The organism is Pontibacillus yanchengensis Y32, assembly GCF_000770635.1.
GTDB classification, from domain to species: Bacteria; Bacillota; Bacilli; order Bacillales; family BH030062; genus Pontibacillus; species Pontibacillus yanchengensis.
On record NZ_AVBF01000037.1, the window covers coordinates 18,612 to 39,903 of the forward strand.

23 protein-coding genes are annotated in these 21,292 nt (G+C 37.8%); 5 read left to right on the forward strand and 18 right to left on the reverse strand.

Annotation, left to right across the window (positions count from 1 at the left end):
- The first annotated feature begins 7 nt into the window (after positions 1 to 7).
- Positions 8 to 1,210 carry an MFS transporter gene (locus tag N782_RS13260; protein WP_036820889.1) on the forward strand — a complete coding sequence of 401 codons (1,203 nt, stop codon included), beginning with the start codon at positions 8 to 10 and terminating at the stop codon, positions 1,208 to 1,210.
- A gap of 70 nt (positions 1,211 to 1,280) precedes the next feature.
- On the opposite strand, the gene lepB is transcribed toward N782_RS13260, so the two are convergent.
- Together lepB and N782_RS13270 are read right to left on the reverse strand one after the other, a co-directional pair.
- On the reverse strand, positions 1,281 to 1,856 hold the full coding sequence (lepB, locus tag N782_RS13265) for a signal peptidase I (protein ID WP_036820892.1): 576 nt from the start codon (positions 1,854 to 1,856) through the stop codon (positions 1,281 to 1,283).
- 21 nt (positions 1,857 to 1,877) lie between these two features.
- The gene (locus N782_RS13270) at positions 1,878 to 2,540 is read right to left on the reverse strand and encodes a TVP38/TMEM64 family protein (RefSeq protein ID WP_036820894.1); all 663 of its coding nucleotides are present in this window, start codon (positions 2,538 to 2,540) and stop codon (positions 1,878 to 1,880) included.
- Between the two features lie 486 nt (positions 2,541 to 3,026).
- Here N782_RS13270 and N782_RS13275 point away from each other — a divergent pair, with 486 nt between their 5' ends.
- Positions 3,027 to 3,416 (forward strand): YhjD family protein, encoded by a 390-nt coding sequence (locus tag N782_RS13275; RefSeq protein WP_036820897.1) that lies wholly within the window; start codon positions 3,027 to 3,029, stop codon positions 3,414 to 3,416.
- A 218-nt stretch (positions 3,417 to 3,634) separates the two neighbouring features.
- Here N782_RS13275 and N782_RS13280 read toward each other — a convergent pair whose 3' ends face one another.
- The 6 genes from N782_RS13280 to N782_RS13305 form a co-directional block, all read right to left on the reverse strand.
- Positions 3,635 to 4,462, reverse strand: coding sequence for a GNAT family N-acetyltransferase (locus N782_RS13280; protein WP_036820900.1), 828 nt, complete (start codon positions 4,460 to 4,462; stop codon positions 3,635 to 3,637).
- Between the two features lie 128 nt (positions 4,463 to 4,590).
- Positions 4,591 to 5,199 (reverse strand): response regulator transcription factor, encoded by a 609-nt coding sequence (locus N782_RS13285; RefSeq protein WP_036820902.1) that lies wholly within the window; start codon positions 5,197 to 5,199, stop codon positions 4,591 to 4,593.
- The gene (locus N782_RS13290) at positions 5,196 to 6,326 is read right to left on the reverse strand and encodes an ATP-binding protein (protein WP_052111336.1); all 1,131 of its coding nucleotides are present in this window, start codon (positions 6,324 to 6,326) and stop codon (positions 5,196 to 5,198) included. Before N782_RS13290 ends, N782_RS13285 begins: the two co-directional genes overlap by 4 nt.
- A 5-nt stretch (positions 6,327 to 6,331) precedes the next feature.
- Positions 6,332 to 7,072 (reverse strand): ABC transporter permease, encoded by a 741-nt coding sequence (locus N782_RS13295; RefSeq protein WP_036820904.1) that lies wholly within the window; start codon positions 7,070 to 7,072, stop codon positions 6,332 to 6,334.
- Entirely contained in the window at positions 7,056 to 8,000 is a 945-nt protein-coding gene (locus tag N782_RS13300; RefSeq protein ID WP_237582657.1) for an ABC transporter ATP-binding protein, read from the reverse strand. Before N782_RS13300 ends, N782_RS13295 begins: the two co-directional genes overlap by 17 nt.
- A gap of 1,200 nt (positions 8,001 to 9,200) precedes the next feature.
- Entirely contained in the window at positions 9,201 to 9,860 is a 660-nt protein-coding gene (locus tag N782_RS13305; protein ID WP_036820910.1) for a GGDEF domain-containing protein, read from the reverse strand.
- A gap of 304 nt (positions 9,861 to 10,164) precedes the next feature.
- On the opposite strand from N782_RS13305, the gene N782_RS13310 reads away from it, so the two are divergent.
- On the forward strand, positions 10,165 to 10,428 hold the full coding sequence (locus N782_RS13310; protein WP_036820913.1) for a hypothetical protein: 264 nt from the start codon (positions 10,165 to 10,167) through the stop codon (positions 10,426 to 10,428).
- Positions 10,429 to 10,462: 34 nt separating this feature from the next.
- Here N782_RS13310 and N782_RS21980 read toward each other — a convergent pair whose 3' ends face one another.
- The 6 genes from N782_RS21980 to N782_RS21565 form a co-directional block, all read right to left on the reverse strand.
- Entirely contained in the window at positions 10,463 to 10,660 is a 198-nt protein-coding gene (locus N782_RS21980; RefSeq protein WP_237582658.1) for a hypothetical protein, read from the reverse strand.
- A 9-nt stretch (positions 10,661 to 10,669) separates the two neighbouring features.
- Positions 10,670 to 11,014, reverse strand: a complete 345-nt coding sequence (locus tag N782_RS20765; RefSeq protein ID WP_052111337.1) for a YolD-like family protein — start codon at positions 11,012 to 11,014, stop codon at positions 10,670 to 10,672.
- A gap of 519 nt (positions 11,015 to 11,533) precedes the next feature.
- Positions 11,534 to 12,520, reverse strand: coding sequence for a quinone oxidoreductase family protein (locus N782_RS13320; RefSeq protein ID WP_036820916.1), 987 nt, complete (start codon positions 12,518 to 12,520; stop codon positions 11,534 to 11,536).
- 206 nt (positions 12,521 to 12,726) lie between these two features.
- Positions 12,727 to 13,968, reverse strand: a complete 1,242-nt coding sequence (locus N782_RS13325) for an MFS transporter (protein WP_036820918.1) — start codon at positions 13,966 to 13,968, stop codon at positions 12,727 to 12,729.
- Between the two features lie 194 nt (positions 13,969 to 14,162).
- On the reverse strand, positions 14,163 to 14,690 hold the full coding sequence (locus N782_RS13330; RefSeq protein WP_237582659.1) for a competence protein ComK: 528 nt from the start codon (positions 14,688 to 14,690) through the stop codon (positions 14,163 to 14,165).
- 149 nt (positions 14,691 to 14,839) lie between these two features.
- Positions 14,840 to 14,989 (reverse strand): hypothetical protein, encoded by a 150-nt coding sequence (locus N782_RS21565; protein WP_237582660.1) that lies wholly within the window; start codon positions 14,987 to 14,989, stop codon positions 14,840 to 14,842.
- Between the two features lie 180 nt (positions 14,990 to 15,169).
- On the opposite strand from N782_RS21565, the gene N782_RS13335 reads away from it, so the two are divergent.
- A complete protein-coding gene (locus tag N782_RS13335; protein ID WP_036820923.1) occupies positions 15,170 to 15,664 on the forward strand; it encodes a DUF3939 domain-containing protein in 495 nt (164 codons plus the stop codon).
- Between the two features lie 531 nt (positions 15,665 to 16,195).
- On the opposite strand, the gene N782_RS13340 is transcribed toward N782_RS13335, so the two are convergent.
- A complete protein-coding gene (locus N782_RS13340) occupies positions 16,196 to 17,386 on the reverse strand; it encodes a M48 family metallopeptidase (protein ID WP_052111338.1) in 1,191 nt (396 codons plus the stop codon).
- A 174-nt stretch (positions 17,387 to 17,560) separates the two neighbouring features.
- Between N782_RS13340 and N782_RS13345 the strand changes: the two genes are divergently transcribed.
- Positions 17,561 to 18,148 (forward strand): SCO family protein, encoded by a 588-nt coding sequence (locus N782_RS13345; RefSeq protein WP_036820925.1) that lies wholly within the window; start codon positions 17,561 to 17,563, stop codon positions 18,146 to 18,148.
- Positions 18,149 to 18,233: 85 nt separating this feature from the next.
- On the opposite strand, the gene N782_RS13350 is transcribed toward N782_RS13345, so the two are convergent.
- Genes N782_RS13350 through N782_RS13360 form a run of 3 tightly spaced genes read right to left on the reverse strand, consistent with a single transcriptional unit; the run spans position 18,234 to position 21,033 of the window.
- Positions 18,234 to 19,031: an ABC transporter ATP-binding protein gene (locus N782_RS13350; protein ID WP_036820928.1), complete on the reverse strand. Its 798-nt coding sequence runs from the start codon at positions 19,029 to 19,031 to the stop codon at positions 18,234 to 18,236.
- Positions 19,009 to 20,028 carry an ABC transporter permease gene (locus N782_RS13355; RefSeq protein WP_036820931.1) on the reverse strand — a complete coding sequence of 340 codons (1,020 nt, stop codon included), beginning with the start codon at positions 20,026 to 20,028 and terminating at the stop codon, positions 19,009 to 19,011. The genes N782_RS13350 and N782_RS13355 overlap by 23 nt, the downstream gene beginning before the upstream one ends.
- Positions 20,029 to 20,040: 12 nt before the next feature.
- Positions 20,041 to 21,033 carry an ABC transporter substrate-binding protein gene (locus tag N782_RS13360; protein WP_036820934.1) on the reverse strand — a complete coding sequence of 331 codons (993 nt, stop codon included), beginning with the start codon at positions 21,031 to 21,033 and terminating at the stop codon, positions 20,041 to 20,043.
- Between the last annotated feature and the right edge of the window lie 259 nt (positions 21,034 to 21,292).

The following is a 21,292-nucleotide window of genomic DNA, read 5'->3' on the forward strand; positions in this document are numbered from 1 at the left end:
TGGTCTCATGCACAGGCAAACGTGGATGGCTTTAGCCCTTGTGATAACAGGGATTTTCATTGCCAGTAACCTATATACGATGCTGCCGCTTCAACCTCAGCTAGCAGAGCATTTTGATATATCCATTACTACAGCCTCTTTAGCCAGTACGTTTTTTATCTTTCCATATGCCTTGGGATTGTTCTTTTTTGGAATACTAGCTGACCAAATTCCTCATAAACGATTATTAGTCTTTGGGATGATTAGTTTAGTTATCATTTCCATGTTGATTGGTTACGCACCAACGTTTTGGGTTTTCCTTGGTATGAGAGCTATTCAAGGTGTAATGGCTGCAAGCTTTGCTCCCACCGCCTTCGCTTACACATTTGAACATTTCCAAGGCCAGCAACAAGCTTTCGTCATCGCAATGATTAATACTGGTTTCTTATTTGCTGGTATTTTCGGTCAGATTCTATCAGTTGCTCTTACCGACGTTGGTGATTCGTATAAGGCTGTTTTTTTTGGGTTTTCTTTCATCTATTTTCTATGCTTTCTGGCCATGAGTATATCGCTATATACTTCTACTAAAAAGAAGAAAAAAATTGTATTTGCCCTGTCCCCTATTTTATCATTTTTTCAGTGCAGACCCTTACAGAAACTTTATGCAATTGCCTTTTTCTTACTAATGGCAGTCATGTTGTTTTACGGAAGTTTTGAGCTATATATGTACGAAGTAAGCATGAGCATTCCTTTTTCGCTTCAAACGTTTCGATTTATTGGATTAGCAGGAATTATTCCAGCTTTCTTTGCTGGACCTTTGCAGAAACGATTCGGAGCAAGACTGGTTTTATGTCTATTTCTCATGCTTATGACGTTAGGAATATCTATCCCGTTGTTCACTATAAATATATGGACATTGCTTGTGGCATCTATTTTGCTAATCGCTTCAACTACATTGACCATTCCGATGGTCATTCTACTAATTGGCCAATTCGCTTCCCACGCTAGAGCAAGTGCTGTATCCATTTATTCGTTTACACTTCTGACAGGAGCGAGCATCGGAAGCATTGTAGCAGCTTGGGTTCCATTCGAGACCGTTCTTGTTATTGTGGCACTCCTGTTTGCTTCCCTATCCTTATTAAGTTTAACTATCCAAAAACCTTCGATATTTGTGGAATCGTATCAGCGGAAGAGAATGAAACAGATTAGCGGGGAGATTCGAAATAAGTGAATATCCTAGTTCACATTATAAGTCAAATAAAAAATCCTTCCACAACGTAAAAGTGGCAAGGATTTCTTCGTTAAAAGGTTAGGGCGAGCTGAGAAATAGGCCAGTATCGCACATCTACTTTTCCGACAATGGTCTCAATCGGCACAAAACCAAAATAACGACTATCTAGTGATTCTCTTCGGTTATCTCCTAATACAAACACGTGCCCTTCTGGAACCTCTTTTCTATCTGTTGCATCTTCAAGAGTAAAAGATTCTGTTAGAGGTTTTCCATCATTTTGACGGAATGGATCTAAGTACTTCTCATCAACTTTCTGTCCGTTTAAGTAGAGCATATCATCTTTATATTCAATTCGATCACCAGGCAACCCAATTACACGCTTCACATAGTCCTCTTTTTTGTTAGCGTGAAATACAATGACATCTTCATGGTGAACATCTGTCCAATCATAAACTACTTTATTAACCATAAGTAAGTTTCCATCAAACAAAGTAGGTTCCATCGATTTTCCATCAACGATATAACTTGCAAATAAAAACGTTCTAAACGCCATGGCAAGTACAATCGCAAACAAAATCGTCCTTACCCATTTCCATATGTTGTTCCTATTCATGGATTTACTCCTCCAGGTGTGTGCTATAAACATCTTACCCGGATTAATTTATATTTAATCGTTTGCACTTGTTTTTTCCTGTTCTTTCTCCTGGGACTTCTTCTGCAATCGACGTTCTATAAACTTTCCGATTATCCAAAATACAGCAATACAAATTCCAACAATGATGGTTTTAATAGGATTCTGAGCAAACTCCGTTATACTGTGACCTACATAGGCAATAGTAAAAATCATGACAGCTTTCCCTAAAAATACTGCCAACGCAAATTGCTGAAAGCTAACTTTAGACAACGCGCCAACTACGTTAATAATTGCAGATGGTGAAAACGGAAAGCACATTAACAAAAACAATGGGCCAAACCCGTGTCTCTCTAACCATTGCATAACCCGCTGTACTTGTTTATGTTTTCGAACAAACTGAAAAAAACGCTGTTGACCGAGACGGCGAATTACCCTAAACACAATCAAGGCTCCTAAGGATGCTCCAATCCAAGAATAAAGAAACCCTTTAAGTAAGCCATACGCAATCGAATTACCTATTACAAAAATAAACAAAGGCAGGAAAGGAAAAATCGCTTCAAATAGTGGTAATAGTATTCCTGGCAAAGGACCTAGCTGCTCATATTGATTCAACAGCTGCATGATAAAATCATCAAATGTATCGTCTTCAATCATTTTCTTAAGTGATTCGAAGTCTAAATTTTGGATTTTGTCCATATGTAAGCTCCTAATTTATAATCCACACATCTACTTCCCGTTGGTAACCAGTATTACTCTTTTATTCTAATTCAAAACCTTCCCTTATGCCTAGAGTTATACTTATTCCACCTATCCCCCCAAACTGATAAAATCTACGCTTAAAGAAAAGCGCAAGCGCCCGTCTAGCGACGTACAAACTGCTGCCCACACGACGTGGGTTGGTTCGATGTTGCTGCACGATGCAGCGATCTTAATCGAACATCCTATAAATCATTTGGAGATAAAGGAAACACGAAGAGCGGTAGCGATTCGATGTTGACTTATCGTAAGGAGGAGCAGGAAGTTTGCTAGTCGCTGGGCGCTGGAGCTAGACATGTATGCGCCAGAAACTTATACTTTCTTTACGCTTAAAATAAAATGATGGAATTCATCATTATGATGTTTGTTTTTACATATACATAGGGTATAATAGAACATGTGTTCGATTATACAGGAGGGAACATCATGCGTTATCTCAAAGAAGAGGACCGAGAACTCGCATCACGATATCTATTTTTATCGATGGCTCTAATTGTGATCGCTCAGGACATTCATACAATCGAAAACGGTACCTTTAAAATCAAAGAACCCTACTTAGAGCTTCTTAGAAAAATGGAGCATAAGGGGAAAGCAGAACGAAAATACTTAAAAGAAGTTATGAAAAACAAAAAACTAGATGTCATCTATTTAAATAAAAATGAATCCTTTTCTTCTTATTTGTTTACGTGTAATGGCTATGAAGAAAAACGAAATTACTTCAATCCAGCAATTCGAAAAAATGTAGAAACGATCATTTATGAACTGATGAGGAAAGGTATGCAGGCAAATCATCACCATCTGGCTTCAGCTGAATAAAAATGCTCACAACTGAGAGACTTAAGTGAAGCCTAGCCGTGACTGATATAGGAATTGCTATAACAAGTCTTTTTTTGGGGGGGTAGAAATATGAGTACCAGAGATTTATGCACTCTTTACTTTCAAAAAAGTAGACAATCTTGATGGGTATGTTCAAATTAGGTAAACATTTTCTAGGGCTTCCATGTTATCCCCCCCTTTTTAGGGGGCACTGTAACTTAAATCCCAAACTCATATCCTTTATAAGTGAATTCACGAGTGAAGCCTATCCGCTCTGCGATAGCTCGAGAGGGATGATTCTCCTCCATGCAGTCCCAGTAAGGGGTGACTTTTCTCTCTATACACTCTTTCACATACGAATGCGCCACCCTTTGTCCTAGTTTTTTACCTTGATGATGTTTGTGGGTTTCTATATCAACGACATGAACATCTTCTGCTATAAATCCAGTAAAGCAAACACTTACAATGGTTTGATCATATTCATAGACCACACAATACCCAATACCTTTCCTTAAAAATGTATCAATATCTGCCCAAAACTCTAATACCTTTTTATGTACAAACTCAATGTTATTAAAATCATCTGAATCACAAAGTTCTTTTGTAATTTGCTTTACTTCATACCCTTTCTCTAAGCTAGGTTCTTTCTCCTTTAGATAATCTTCTTTGTAAAGCTTAAACACGTTTTGTTTCCAACTACCGAGCTCTCGATTAGCAAATACTTGTTCTATGATTTCATTCCATTGACTATGGTTGCCCATTACTTCAAATGACTCCAGCTTTAATTTTCTTGCCTCTGGAAAAATGGTCCTCTCTATAAAATCATTAATTTCCTCATTAAATTTCTGATTGGAGGCATCACCAATAAAAAAGAACCCATCGTGATTTCCTAGCCAAATTAAACCAGAGGTAGGTGATAAACGATTGTCTACAAAAATACGCCCAGCATTATTCCCTTCAATGATTGCTTTCACTTCCGCTTGCCCTTCCTTATTGATCAAATTATTACATCTATGAAAATCACTTTGTAGTAACTCAGAAATCATAGCCCCAATCATCTCCTCTTGTTCTTTGTCTCCCCTTAACATAACATACTATAGTCGTTGTCTCTCGCAAAAAAATAGAGCTGGTTATCATAACCAGCCCTTAATTTTCTTTACTTTTTAGAATCTGACTAAAGCCACCCTTGCTGCCTTGCATAGAAAGCGGCTTCCGTTCGATTCTGTTTTTGCAATTTCTGCAAGATTTCTGAGGTATAATTTCGCACTGTTCCGTGTGATAAAAATAACGTATCTGCGATTTGTTGAGATGTATAGCCTTTTTCCACCAACTGTAATAAAGCAACCTCTCGTTCTGATAAAGGATTTGATTGTTCAAATAAGAGTTGATTCATGATGGATGGGCTGATCACCTGTTTATTTTTTTCGATTACCTCTCGTATGTTGGAAGCTAGTTCATGACTTGGAGTGTCTTTTAATAGATACCCATCCACCTCATGCTTCATCGCATCTTTTATGTAGTGACGTTTTGAAAATGTAGTAAGAATGATTACCTTTATGGGAAGTTTGGCTTCTCTTATTTTTTTCAAAACTTCAAGCCCGGTTAACGTAGGCATCTCTATATCAAGTAGCGTGATATCAGGAGGGCTGTTTTGAATTGCTTCCCATGCTTCCTCCCCATTGCTTACTTCTTGAACTACCTCAAAATCATCTTCCATCGCTAAAAGTGTGCTTAACGCCCCTCTTAACATGTTTTGATCCTCAGCTAATAAAATAGAAATCATACGACCATTTCACCTTCTTGTTCTTGACTATCACCTTGTACTTTCGGAACTGTAATACGGATATGACATCCACCCATTTCAGCGTCATCTATTGTTAGACTTCCACTAATCATATGCAGGCGTTCCTCCATCCCCGCTAATCCATTACTTTTTTGAAAACCATCCTGTAACCCAACTCCATCGTCCTCGATTAATAATTGAATATCCTTTTCACTTTCTCGTTTTTCTATTAAACAAGTTGTAGCTCCACTATGACGAAGGATATTGGTTGTACACTCTTTCAAACAGTAGGCTAGAATATTTTCATATAATTGGTTCAGATTTTTTACCTTCTCCTCCCCTTTATATATCGCTTCTATCCCCACTTGATCAAGCACTTCTTTCGCTTGCTTCACTTCTTCATTGTAAGAAAGATGCTTCAAGTCCGTAACAATCTCCCGGATTTGTTGAAGAACAGTTCTAGAAATATCATGAATTTCATTTATTTCTTCCTCTGCTCGACCAGTATCTTTTTGAATTAACCTCTGTGCAATTTCACTTTTCAAGGTAATCATAGATAATGTTTGACCTACCGTATCATGAAGATCCCTGGCTATTCGTTCTCTTTCTTGATGTTTGACTAGCTCATCTATACGATGATGGGCTTCCTGCAATTCCTCTTTCGTCTGCTCCCACCTTATTTGATAAGCTGAAATAATTGGTATAACAATAATCATCAAAATAGCAGCACCAATATAGGAGATATCAACTACATAAAGCCCCATGAAGTGGAAAGATAGTATGCTGGCAACTAACAAGATTTGCAAACCATATCCCGACCAATATATCCAACGTCTCTGGACTAACATGAAAGCGTTGATGTTATAGAGCCCCATGTACAAAAATCCTTCATGATAAACAAAAACAAAAATCACAACAATCGTCGTCATCAACAAAATATTATAGGGAACATGATGTTCGTTCCAATACGAATCCCGGTAAACAAATATAAACAAAGAGAACAAAGCAAGACCGAGAAGACCCTTTATGCCATCCATCCCGATTAAAAACAGGAGAGGGAATACTAGATAAATCATCCATAGTAAAGGTCCCCAACCATATTTCTCAGGAAACATCTGAAACTTCATTGACATTACTCCTTTTTTACTACACGATGCGTTAATAAAGCTCCAGTTATAATTACGATAAAATAACCAGTGTACGAACTTATTGTCATCAATGAAATAGAATCCCCAGCTAATAAACTCCAAGCCCCTTGAGCATATAGATGACTTGGCATCCATTCACCTACCGTCTGAATCAATTCTGGCATTTGCTCTAATGGCATCCAAAGTCCACCTGTAAGTGCCAATCCCAGTGTGATAATATTTGCAATGCCTGAGGCTGTTTCGACATTTTTACTAACGGAGAGCCAAGCACCCATCGCTAAGAAGGGAAGGATTCCGACCCAAATCCATGCGGTAAGCTGTATCCATTTTAACCATGATAAATCAATGTTCTTCCACAACCCTGCCGCGGTAAACAGAACAACAATAACAACAAGATTCAAAACCATTTGAGAAACAAAACGCCCAAGAAAATATTGCCATTTTTTAATCGGTTGCGTAAATAGCCAGTCCATCCAATTCTGCGTTTGGTCATAAATAAATTGAATTCCAAACGTTTGTACCGAAGCACTCATGAGACTAAAACACGTCATAGACATAAGAAAATAAGCTTTCCACTGTGTCCCTGCTATGGGAAGATTGTCCCCAAACGTGGCAGTAAATACAGCATAAAATAATATTGGAATGAGTACGGAAAAAAACACAAAGTAACGGTTTCGAAACATTCTGATAACTTCCATTTTACTGGTATTATACACTATTTGCATTTTGATCCCCTTCCTGATCTAACATTTCTTCAAAAAAATGATCCATGGTCTGCTTTTCGATTTCAAGTTTTTCAAACTGAATTTGTTCGGTCACTAGCCATCTTACCAGTGAATCAGCATCTGACGTATTCACTTCCCATTTCCCTTGCATAGTAGAATACTGAAAACCTATTTTCTCCAATCTTTTTGAAACAAGAGGACTTTCTTCCTTCAGTGAAAAACGAACCCATTTGCTTTCTTCCGTTATCGATTCAATCTCCCGATCTTGCTTCAGCATTCCTTTTTCTAACATCAATACTCGATCTCCTAGCATAGAGGCTTCATGAAGTAAATGTGTTGTCATCAGAATCGTAATGCCCTGCTGTTTTAAACTTTCTATCTTTTGATAAAAAGCTTTCCGAGCGCTAAGATCCATTCCTGCTGTTGGTTCATCCATTAATAAGAGTTCAGGTTGCCCAACCAGTGCCAACGAAAAAGTGAGTCTTCGTTTCTGACCAATACTTAAATTCTCTGTTCTCACTTTTTCCTGACTTTCAAGCCCACAGGATTGAAGTACTTCTTCATAAGATAGAGGGTTTTTGTGTAAAGAACGGGTGTAGTGAATCATCTCTTTTACGGTTAGTCGATCAATAATAGAAGGGTCTTGCAAAACAACGCCCACTTTGTAATTCCCTTTACCCGATTGCCAGACAACGCTTCCAGTATCAGGCCTATAGAAATCCATAATAATGCGAATCAATGTCGTTTTTCCAGCTCCATTTGGACCTAACAACAGAACACTTTCACCTTTTTGTAAAAGGAAATCTACATCTTGTAAAACAGTCTCTTCACCAAAACGTTTATTTACTTTATTTATTTCCAGCATTCCATCACCTCTTTTTGTGTTACCTTCATCGTATCCAAAAATGAGAGAGATGGTTAGAAGCATCTGTCATAAGATGAGATGACAAATGTCATATTGTCATATACAAAGAAATAACTATTACCTGCTCAATAAGACAAAAGCTAGGCGGGGGCAAATCAAAAAATATAGGAGTCTTATTGAAACTACTTACTTTTTCCATGGCTGTGATAAAGTTTGTTGTTGATATAATAATGAAATAGTTTTATGTTCCTCCATAATAACTCCATTATGTTGAAGACTAGGATTCGGGATATATTGAGGATGAGAGATGTTTCCGTGGTTTCAATCAGAGAAAAGATGGGCCGGGAAATAGCTCGCTTTCCTGTGGCCTCACACGACGTGAGGTCGGTCGAGTTTGCTACAGGATGTAGCGAACTTACTCGACCTTCCTTGATTACTAACAGAGCCTCCTCGGGCAAAAATCGCCCTGCGGGTCTTGACACATCCGTTTTTCCACGGGATTCTCGCCATTTCCCGTTCCATCTTTGCGTTCGTGTGGCTTAACGGAAACATAGCCAGGCTATAGTAGGAAATTCTGAATTATTGGTTTTCACGAAACAAGGAATATTAATTACATGACACAAAAATGAGGCTATGCGGACATATAGTCTCTTATTCTTCGATTTGAAGGCTATTTTGCATTCGTAACGGACATCCAGTACGCTATTTAGCCTAAATCACCTTAATGTTGGGTGTTTTTTCACAAATAAGATACTAGATGTCCGTTACCCTCTCCAAAAGAGGCTTTTTACAGTAAATAAGAGATTAAATGTCCGTCAAAAAAAGGTTCCTACGCAGTGATGAGTCTGATTGTAACATTTCAGCAGGGATGGGTGGGAAACGGGGACCCTCCCCTAAACCAATAATTATCTCAAATCCAAGTCTTCCAGATTATGCTTCTTATCTTGAATAAAGCTATTTTGACTAGTTGATTCAAAAATCCCCAGAACAAAAGCGCAAGAGCCCGATAAGCGACGTACAAACTGTCCTAACTCTGTGGAAGTTCGATTAAAACCGCTGCCTCACGCAGCAACATCGAACCAACCTACGTCGTGTAGGCCGAAAGGAAACACGAAGAGCGCAAGCGATTCGATGTTGACTTATCGTAAAGAGAGGCAGGAAGTTTGCTAGTCGCTGGGCGCTGGAGCTGGACGTGGCCACTTCACTTTTTTAGTTATACACAAGCATTGAATTTTATAACTTCGCTATACAATAAAAAAACCCTCATCTCAGAGGGCTTGTCATTCTTTCCTTCTTATAATTTTGTTTTTGTGTGTACATCATTTGATCCGCTTCTCTTACTAGTTCATCTAATGTACAATATATTTTTTCACAAGTAACGGTTCCTTTCGAAGCTGTAATCATAATTCCTGATGATAAATGAAAGCTCTCCACTTCTACTGCAGTGAGCTCAGCTTTTGACCTCTTTTCAATAACAAGAAACTCGTCTCCCCCCCATCTTGCTACAATCCCACTTTTATCTACTCTATTTATCAAGCTCTCAGCTACCTCACAAATCGCTTTATCACCAATTTCATGTCCATAATGATCGTTAATGAATTTAAATTGATTAATATCAACTAACGTCACCTTTATTCTATCGGTATCATCCAAATTATTGAAGAATCGGTCATATTTCTTGTATACCCATCTTCTGTTATAGGCCTTTGTTAAGTAATCACGTTCTGAGAGAAACTTCACTCGGTCAAACTGCTTACCTATCCACCATCCTATAATACCTTCGACAATTGAAACAGCAAGGCTAAACCAAAATCTAAGCTCATCCATATGGAGGGAACCATCGATAATGTACGTATAGGCGTTCCAATATATATATAAGAAAAGTACGATGGTGATACTGATTATCCTACCTTTATATCCCATACCAGTTTCCTCCTGGTGTTATTGCGTCATATATGAACATTAATTCCCACAGACCTTAGAACCAAAACCACTCAATGCGTGAGCCTAAATATTTATTTTTGAAATCACCTTTTGATTAAAAGGTTGAATAGAGGAGGGTTCAGAAGGGGTAGCTCTACTTTGTACAATTACAAAAACAAAAAATGAGATGCAATATGTCGAAAAATAAGATATTTTGTCGATATATACAATAGGGATATCCATACAACTGTAAAGACAATAATAACGAAAGATGTATCTTGTAAGCGAAAGGGAGTGTTTTACTATGAAAATAAGTAAACTTAATAGTCAACGTGTAGGAGAAATTCTTCTTGGTGCTCCTCTAAAATCTTATCAAGCTAATCATAATAAGATTCAAGCCACCATGAAAGATTCTATCACCCCTTCTGATGAACATTTAGAAGGGAAGTTCATCCACGATGTATTTACGAAAAACACCCAAGAAATTATTGATGAATGGTATGACGGTGACGAAAGAGCGGCACAACTTTTGGAGATGATTCAGGAGGAGAAACATTCAAACAATTAAAAGTAGCATGTGGAATCACATGCTACTTCCCTTCTTAACTAAACATTGCGGAGCCCGCTATAATAGAAACGATTATCATAATAGCTAATATAACGAGAATGATTCCAATAATTTTCTTCATAATTACCCATCCTTTAGCACACGTATCTAGATTGGAATTCATTACCAATATTCTCATCGTAACATGTTTACTACTGAAGGGTAATATTGCTAAACCAATTACAATAGACATTTGTGGAATTTAAATAATCGTAACATCACTTATAGCGTGTAAACTGACCTCTCCCTTGTCCTTACTTTCTTGATCTACAACGTACAACGTTTTCTTCTCATGAGCGATTGAGAGAAGTTTTACTTTTGAGAAGCTATAATCAAAACCATTATGATAGTTAATCCCCACAGTCAAATCATCCTTTAACGCAAGCTGTAATTTAAAATCAATTTCTGCAGCCTGCTGCTCATCAAGGTCTCCTTTTTCCACCCGTTCATCTTCTCTCCACATCTCTTTAAGCTTTTCTACATGCTCCGGAAGCATCATTGAGGCCCATTTAATATTTCCTCTGTCATTTAAGTGTTCTTTCTTCATGATTATCCCTCCACCTTAAAGCGAACATTTGTTCTTATTATATCGATTCTGCTCGTGCAAATCAATAAGGAATAGGTAGGAAGTGTTTGTATTTTTTATTCTAGTACTCTATCAAAATAATCTTGTTTTGGAAGTGAATGGACACTTTATATACTTAACATTCCATTTCTATACATCCAGCATAAACTCTTCTCTCTTCTTATTAACCTATAACAGAAAACCCAAAATCTACTATTCCCCTATCATGTAAAACCAATCTCAACTTTTACTTTACGCTTTAAAGCGTTAATGTTATGATAATTCTGAACACTTTATCTATTAGAATTTCCCCTGAAGAACTGATTGGATTATTATCCAATCAGTTTTTTCTTTTTCAAAACTAATTATATCCATCATGAGAGACCACTTCCTTATGACGAAGTAGGCTAGAGCTAATATAGGGAGGGTGGTTTTGATAAAATGTTACAGTAAGAAATAAAGACAGCCTCATTGGTAATGGTGCCTTCTCTACTTTTTTTATTATGAATCAGTAAGTTTTATAATTATTTTTCCTATATTTCCTCTATCAGCCATCAATTGAAATCCTTTATTAACTTCCTCTAAATTTAATTTTTCACTTATTTTCACGTCTAATTCATCGGTTGATAATAATGTCAAAACAGTCTCTGCACTCACTCTAAGTGATCCTGGAGAATCATGTTGTCTCTGACCAGAGCTATATCCTAAAACTGATTTAGATGTAGAATGAAGATCTGTCGATAAAATCTGCCCAGGCGTGCCAGAAGCATGGCCATAGGTTATCAGCTTCCCATAAGAAGCAAGGCATTTCATACTTTTCTCCAGAACTTCACCTCCCACAGAATCAAAGACAATATCTACACCTTTTCCTTCCGTCAAATCCATTATTTTTTTCTGGAAGTCTTCTTTTCTATATAATATAGCTTGATTGACTCCTCTTTTTTTTATCAATTTTTCTTTCTCTTCATTTCCAACCGTTCCGTAAATTGTTGTATTTTGTTTTTGGAGCAATTGTAGTAACGTTAAACCAACACCTCCAGCAGCTGCATGAACTAATACTTTATCAGACGCTTTTACCTTAGCAACCTTGTGTACTAATTCGTATGCTGTTATTCCTATACTCAAAATGGCTACGGCATCGTCAAAAGAAACATTTTCTGGTACGTTATAAACAAGATTACAATCAACACTTACATAATCCGCTAATGCCCCTCCATTTGGAAACCCAACAACTCGATCCCCTATTGAGAATCGTTCTACGTTCTCTCCTACCTCCACAATGGTTCCAGCACAATCAAAACCAGGAATAAAATATTCTCCTCCTAGCGAATGATAGTCACCTCTAATTGCGGAAACATCTGCAAAATTTAAACTAACAGATTCTACTTTAATCAATACTTCGTTTTTCGTTAGCTTTGGACATTGTACATTCCTTACGCTTACATACCGTTCATTTTCTTCACTATAGTCACTAATCACAGCTCTCATACTTCACCTCTACTACTTAATGTTCTCGTTTCCAATGGTTATCCTAACATTATTATGTCCTGTTTCAGATGTTACAAAAGGGATTTTATTAAACTCTAAAACGGTCTTTCTGCATAACAAGAAGCCAGCATCACGTGTTTACTTCTTTTCTTTCTTTATCAACCTGACTCTGTAGCAGATAGAATACATAGGTAGCTAAACCAAATTTAATTTACATCTCTGAGTTTGATTCTAAGAGAGTTATCCCTAAATACAATCACTCCTAATCCGATTGTTAACATCCCCGATAAGAAAATAGTAGGTGAAGGGCCTATAACCTCTCCTAATAATCCACCTAAAAACGTACCAACTGGAAAACCAATACCTGCAATCATACCTAATACCCCTAACACTCTCCCACGGATTTTGTTAGGAACTAGTTGCTGCTCCAGGGTTGGCTCAACAATATTATAAGGAGCATATACCACTCCTCCGAAGAACATAATGAAATATATGATCGTCTCATTGGTAAACTGACTCATGATTACAGGTGCTAATCCCCATAGACTTATTACAACTCCGAGTGAATAAGAATAGTAAACATCCACATTCAAACGCACCCAAATAAAAGAACCTATCAATGCACCAACCGCAAATACCGTCCAAATCAATCCAAGTGTGGTTGGACCACCATTTAGATTTTCACCTACAAAGACTGGTAGAACTGGCTCAAGTGGTGCGTATGTAACATTAAATACTAAGGTTACACTTGCAATCACAATGAGTATCCTATGTTTTTTCAAAAATGCAAATCCCTCTTTTGTATCTTCTTTTATTTTTAAAATTTTTTCTTTCCATGAGAGAGCATGATCGTTTTTAGTCATATCTTGATGGAATATCTCACTCGGGATAAGAAGATATAAAAAGGAGGCCAGCAAGAACAACCCTACCGTAATAATCAATGTAACGGGTGCCCCAAGAAAACCGGACAAAAACCCACCTATCGCTGGTCCTAGCAAATAACCTGTTTGACCAGTAATAGCTAACATTGCATTCGCACCTTCTAATTCTTCTTTCGCTACAAAAGCTGGCAATATGGTAGTACTTCCTATATCCGTAAACGCAGATAAAAACCCATTAAGAAAAATAATGAAAACGATTGATGAAAACATCAATAGATCTCCCCAATATAAAAGGGGAATCAGCGAAAGAAACATACCTCTTAATCCATTCTCTACAACCATTAACGTTTTTCTATTAAATTGATCAAGTACAACTCCCGCAAAAACGCTAGATATCAGTGGTGCAATCGTTGCTGCTGTAATGACAAAACCAATCGCAGAAGCTGAATTAGTTAATTGGTACACAAACCATGCAATTGCGATCCAAGAAATCTTTTTAGCTAGTTCTAGCACTAACCTAGCTCCAATAAAAAAGGTGAAATTTCTATTAGCTAATAAATACAACATGTGAAAAGAACTCCTCAACTCTAGTACATCTCTATATTTCCATATATTTCACACTTTCATATAATTCGACTTAACTGTCAATTCGTAAACAAATCTCATTTAAGATGTGATCTTAACAGATAAGAACAAAAGCGCAAGCGCCCGTCAAAAACAGCATGCGACATGCGCATGCTGTTGATAGGAATTTATATATTTTAGGTAGAAGGCACAAACGGCTCTGCCACGTGATCATAACTGCCTTGCTTCGGATAAGCATGAAAACGCTCGGTTAGTTTATATCGAAATTGAGCTGTACGCTGTATCTGGTTAAGTAGCGAACCGTGTGAAATAGGAAGCTTAACGTTTTTTTGATTCTTAAATACGATAATGGTACTCATATCATCTTTTGCTCGTTTCACCTGATCAATATGCGTATGTGAAATCCAAGAGCAATTATTATGTTGAGGGGATGTTGTGGGAAAGAAATACATGCCACTAACCGGGTCAATTGCTATGGGAGCTTTATGTGTTATACCGCTAACATCCTTCGTTCCGTCTTGTCTTCCTCTTAAACTAGAACCGAAATATTTACAAGCTTGGTCAATTAATTTTTTTGGAGTTGAATTAACATAAAAACCTTCGTTACCCTCCATTACAAATGAAACGGTTTTTCCGTTCTCATCCTTTTCTGCTACTACTGCTTGTGTAAAAGGTGTAACCTCAAAGTGCTCTTTCCATAACATGTTTAACATCCTCTCTTAATAAGTTCTACATGTAAGAAAGTAGCACAAATCGTTTCACAATATTGAAAAATGCTCCAAAAAATACAGTTTTTTAATTTCTGTAAAGGGAATATATTATGAATAAGCATTTCCATTAATAATGTAGAAATTTATTCAGCGTTTACTTCTGAGGTTTCTGCTTCATATGTTAAATCCGCATCAATGACATGATTAGTGTATCCACCATCGCTCATTCCAAAGTCCGGATTCAAAGGAGTGTAGATTTGTAGTTCTCGGTCCGTTTCTGGATCATAAATCATCATGCTCTCTCCTTTTTATCACTTTTTCTTAGAATGTGCGAAATAAGATATTTTTAAACGTCTTTAATACTGACCCTACTCTTTTTGCTTATTATTGTGTACACAAGAAGGTCAACTGAGTGGTTTTATCGAAGTAATTAAGAAATTGCGAAATATGTCGTTAATCGAGGAGGATTGTTTATGTGGGGAAGAAAAAAACGAAATGATAAGAAAAAGAATACACCTCAAGCGTCTAAAAAAGACCTTCCAAAGCGCGATGTATCGATTTTCGAGATTCGCCAAGCTATCCAACGGTTTACGTCTCACCTCCCTGATGGAGTAGAACTTCAAACTATTATTAATGAAGATAACACCATCAATTATGAGTTACTCTCTCCATTTTTAGAGGCCATCCCTAATGAAACCTATTATATGTCTAAGGAAACGTACGAAGTTTTCGAAGAGAAGGATAAGCAGCTTGCTTTTGATTTGGACCACATCCAGCAAGCGATTGATAAATACATGAAACAAACAAAGGAGTTACCTATTATTGATGGAGATCCTTATAATAAAGTGAATTATTTTAAGCTCGAACGTCTAGGGCTCATCACCTATAGACCAAATTACACATTTTATATTACGGATGATGAATTTTTAATTACGTACGAAGCACCTTTTCCTAAGAAGGATCAATAATCCTTGGTGGGAAGGTGCTTTTTTTAATGTCTTAAAGAAAAGATATCGGCATATTTGAGCTGACGCACCCCATTTTTCAATAAGTAGCTCGTATCACTAGGGTGGCAGGTGTCCGTGTCAGAGATTTTTTTGGAAGGTATAACAATAAAAAAAAGGACCAATGCCACAAGGGCATTGGTCAAAAAAGAGACGACTGGTTAACTTTTGAGTGAGGGAATTACTCTGTGAATAAGTGGTAACACTTATTCACCATGTACGTTACACAATGAGGTGTAAAGTACACAAGACTCCTTAAGGCACTCCACTAAATGGAGGACTTAATTTGTCTTGTATTTATTTTAATATAGTCATAATTAAAAGTAACCGAAAAAGATTTGCGGTATACCGCAAGCGTTTGCGTGATTGGAACAAAATACCACCATTTGGTTTAGCAAGGGCTTTGAGATATTTTTGAAAATAGCTAGTGAAAACATGTAAATATTCACTTAGTTTTATCATTATTTTTGTATAACTTTATCCAAAAGGTATCTTTCATTGCCTTTCTTTCTGCGCTTCTTTCATCATATCAATGCGTTCTTGTATAGGAGGGTGGGTATACCTGAACCATTTCACAAATGCAGATGGATTGACGTCACTTTTAGATTCGATTGCTAGCGATCGGTATCCTTCTATAGCAGGGTCAAGTGAATCTGTATGCTCGATTGCGTATTGATCAGCTGTAATTTCCATTTGCCTGGATACCCATAAATACATAGGTTCTGTAGCAAATAATAATATGGAAGTAGTAAGTAATAAAAGTGGAATCGTCTTTAAGTCTGTTATAGTGCGCAAATTCCATTGTCTTTTAAAACGGTTGAATACGTACGGGAAGATGATAGCAAGTCCTTTTAGTAAGACCAAACTGAATAACAGTGATCCTAGTACACCCCAGTACACATGATTTTTTACATAATGGGCAATTTCATGCGCTAAGATAAATAAGACCTCATCTTCCTGCATATTTTCTAATGTTGTATCCCAAATGACGATTCGTTTTTGTGGACCTAGACCTGTTACATAAGCGTTGAAGGTGGATGTTTTTTCACTCATATTCACTTCATAGATGTTTGATTCCGAAATACCTGCTTCGCCAGCTATATCAACAATTTCGTCCTTGATTGCGGTATTCCGCAAAGGCTGAAAATTTTCAAATATTGGATCGATCCAAACTGGTTGAATATACAAGATAAACAAAGAAATTGGTAGAGCTATCATCCATATCGCTATCCACCAATAACGACGAAATTTCATCATGCATATTCGTGCAACCATAATCAGCCCACTAATCATGAGTACAAAAAATAAAGATTGAACTCCCCATTCTCCTATCCAGTCAACAACTGGCTGATGATTCACCTCTGCCCATTGAGCCATTCCATATCCAAGTACATCTAATGGTAAAGATATCAATTGATACCCTAATGTTAAACTTGCGCCATAAACCAAAGAACGAGCCCATTCTTTGCCAAATTTCCTATCTAACATTTGAGTGTATGTATGATGAAAGGAAGACTGTATGAGCGCCCACAACACTAACCAAGTAAATGTCGTCTGTGTAAAATAATATGCATGTCTATATGCTGCATACCTTGAATCGTAGTACGTTTCTAAGTCGTAGAAAACACCAAAATATATCCATATAAGAACCAAAAAGCTACCATAACCAACAATGCCTTTCTTCATTTATATTCCTCTCCTCTGCTACTTCTATTGTACAAAGATTACCGACAAGTATTCAATTTTTAGCCATACTTTTGTCATTAGTTGTTCACCAATTGCCTGCTCCTTCACTAGGAAAATCTTGTATTATTAAAATAAGAAATCATTTTCTTTTTATGATGTTAGGAGGACCGGATGATGCGAAAAAAATGGTATATCTTGTTTATCTCTATATTAGTAATAGGAATCGGGATAGGTGTTAGTTATTTAGAGTTCTGGAGAGATGCAGGGGTTCAACTTCCAACTGACGTTAGCATGGAAACACCCTATGGAGACACATACAATCTCGATGAGATGGATAAAAAGGTTCGAATCGTAGAATTTATGTACACAGCTTGCCCTGATGTTTGCCCGTTAACGACACAACGTATGATGCATTTAAAGGAACAGTTTAAGCAAGATGGCGTGTACGGCGATCAAGTTGAGTTTCTAAGTATCACTATTGACCCGGAAAACGATACACCTGAACGCCTCAAAAAATACATGGAAGTATATAATGCTGATAACGACAAGGCTTGGACCTTCCTAAGTGGTACATTAGAGGATACGAAAAAATTAGCTGACCCATTCCGTTTCTTATTTAAAGACAATGGCACTGATTATATTGTTCATACTTCCTATGCTTATTTAATCGATGAAAAAAATTATTTAGTCGCGAAATTTCCTATGGGTGAAGGGTTTGATAAAGATAGGGTGTACGATCAAGTAATGGGACTGGTCAACTAAGTAAGAGCTGTAGTTAGAACTTTAGCGCCAGAAATTATGATACTAATTAGAAAAGAGGCTACCCATCTGGATAGCCTCTTTATGATTATTTATGAAGCAATGTCTTGTCATCAGCAAGTGCTTTTCCTCTGATCTGTTGAAATTTCTCTACTAAATCCTGAACGCTCATCTGTCTCTTCTCTTCCTCATTTGCCTCAAAAATAATCTGTCCTTCATCCATCATCACAAGTCTATTCCCCATTTGAAGTGCTTGCTCCATATCATGTGTGACCATTAGCGTTGTTAAGTTATTTTCGCGGATAACATCTTGTGTAATGTTGGTAATATGCTCGGCTCTGGCTGGGTCTAATGCTGCTGTATGTTCATCTAGAAGCAGCAATCTCGGCTCTGTAAATGTAGCCATCAGTAAGGATAACGCTTGACGTTCCCCTCCTGAAAGTAAGCCAACTTTGGTGTGGAGTCGGTTGGCTAGGCCTACATTCAAATCGGTTAACGTTTGCTGAAATTCTTTTTTGCGATTGGAGCTTACACCTCGTCTAAGTCCTCTTTTATTCGTACGCCCTAAGGCAAGGGCTAAATTCTCTTCTATGCTCATGTTGGGCGCTGTGCCAGCCATCGGATCCTGGAAAACACGCCCAATCCACTTAGCTCTTTTATGCTCTGGAACGAAGGTTACATTTTTGTCATCGATTGAAATCATGCCTTCATCAGGAAATAATACACCAGCTACCATATTCAGTAGCGTCGATTTGCCTGCGCCATTACTTCCAATGACGGTAACAAAATCTCCCTCATTCAAGGTTAGGGATAGTCCTTGGATGGCTTTTTTCTCGTCTGGTGTTCCCTGGTAGAACACTTTCTCAATCTGTTTGAGCTGTAGCAACTTCATTCCTCCTCTCCTCATCTAAACTTTGCTGCATAGCCTTTTGCTTTTTCATTCGTTCCGAACGCTCACGCCAGCTGCTCCACATGTTCGGCAATACGAGTGCACCTGTTACAATAATGGCTGTGATAAGTTTCAGGTCACTGGCTTTCACGAACTCTAACTGCATCGCAACAGCTAGAATAACGCGGTACACAATGGCTCCAAGCACTACGGCGAGGGTTGTTCTTGCAATAGATTTTTTTCCAAAAATGCCTTCCCCTATAATGACCGAAGCTAGGCCAACAATGATCATGCCAATTCCTAAGCCAACGTCAGCGAATCCATTATACTGAACAATTAACGAGCCACTGAACGCAACAAGGGCATTGGATAAGCCAAGGCCGAAAATGACATAGTTGCTTGTGTTTGCTGAAAAGCTTTTAACCATTTTCGCGTTATCACCCGTAGCTCTTAACGCAAGACCATTATCCGTGTGAAGGAACCAATCTAGTGCTTTTTTTACGATGATAACAACAATACCAATGCTCACTAGTATGAAAAAGCTCGTAGGTAAAAAGGAAGAAAGCCCAATTGCTTTGAGCGGTGAGCTTATGATGCTATCCAACTGCATCGCATCCCATAAGGAGCGACCTTGATTCAATGCTGTTGTTTCGTTTAAAAGGGGGATGTTGGGCCGTCCCATAATACGAAGATTGATGGAATACAGCGCAATCATCATGAGAATCCCCGCTAATAATGAGTTGATTTTTCCTTTCGTATGAAGTAGGCCAGTCACACATCCTGCTAGGAAACCAGCCGCTCCACCTGCAATCGTTGCAAGAACAGGAGAAATCCCACTTACAATCATGACAGAGGTAACGGCTCCTCCAGTCACAAAGCTCCCATCTACCGTTAAGTCGGGAAAGTCGAGTATGCGAAAGGTGAGATAAACTCCTAACGCCATAATCGCATAAATCAGTCCTGATTCCATTGCTCCAAATAATGCACTAACCATACTTTCCCTCCTCTACGGCTCAATCACTTCAGCGTCTTGCTTCCATTCTTCTTTCAATTCAACGCCCATTTTTTCAGCGGCATCTTTATTGATTTGTAGCTTTAAATTCTGAGGGTAAGATACAGGAATCTCGCCTGGATTCTTTCCTTCTTCAAGAATCTTCAAGGCTTTCTGTCCTGCTTCATAACCAATATCAAAGTAATCAAATCCATATGCTGCAAAGCCACCACGTTTAACAGAATCTAACTCTCCTACGAATACTGGTGTGTCTTGCTGTTGTCCTACTTGAAGAACAGACTCAAGCGCACTCACGACAGTGTTATCTGTAATAATGTAAAATGCATCTACTTTTCCAGCCAGCGATTCTGCAGCCTGTTTCACTTCAGCTGTAGATGTAACGGTGGCTTCTTTTATGTCCAGCTTTCCATCAGCAATCTTCTTCACGTTTTTAACCTGAGCTACTGAGTTTTGTTCACTCGGATTATAAATCATTCCAACTTTCTTTGCTCCTGTATCTTTAATAAAATCGATTGTATTTGGTACCGCATCAGGATGTGTATCCGTTGTTCCGGTTACATTTCCACCTGGATTCTCCATTGATTCTACTAAACTAGAACCGACTGGATCTGTTACAGAAGTGAACACAATTGGAATTTCGTTTGTGACATTTAGAGCACTCTGTGCACTTGGCGTTGAATTTGCAAAAATCAAGTCTACATCGTCACCTGCAAATTTCTTGGCGATGGTTTGGTTATTCTTCGCATCCCCTTGGGCTAACTGTACATCAAATTCCGCTTCCACACCTTCATCCTTAAATGCTTGTTTGAATCCTTTTTGTGCTGCATCTAATGATGGATGCTCAACAATTTGTGTTACACCAATTTTATATGTCTCTTTTTGCTTTTCTTTATCATTGGAAGCCTCCGCATTACCAGATTCAGAGCTTCCGCATCCTACTAATGAGATTAATCCTACAACTAAAATAAGTGCCAACCACTTTTTCATTTGTTTCTCCCCCTTTAATTACTTTATTACTTTTATGCTTCTACGCTTTTATGTATTAAAATTTACATGAAAATGTACCTTGTTTCAAGGGGTTATCAAAAATTTCTGTCATTTAGTTGTAAAATGATTGTTATGGTAAGGGGTACTAGGTAGGATGTAAGCCTATTTAGGGGAAATTTGATACAATAGAACAAAAGCGCAAGCGCCCGTCTAGCGACGTATATGCTGCGGCCCACACGACGTGGGTTGGTTCGATGTT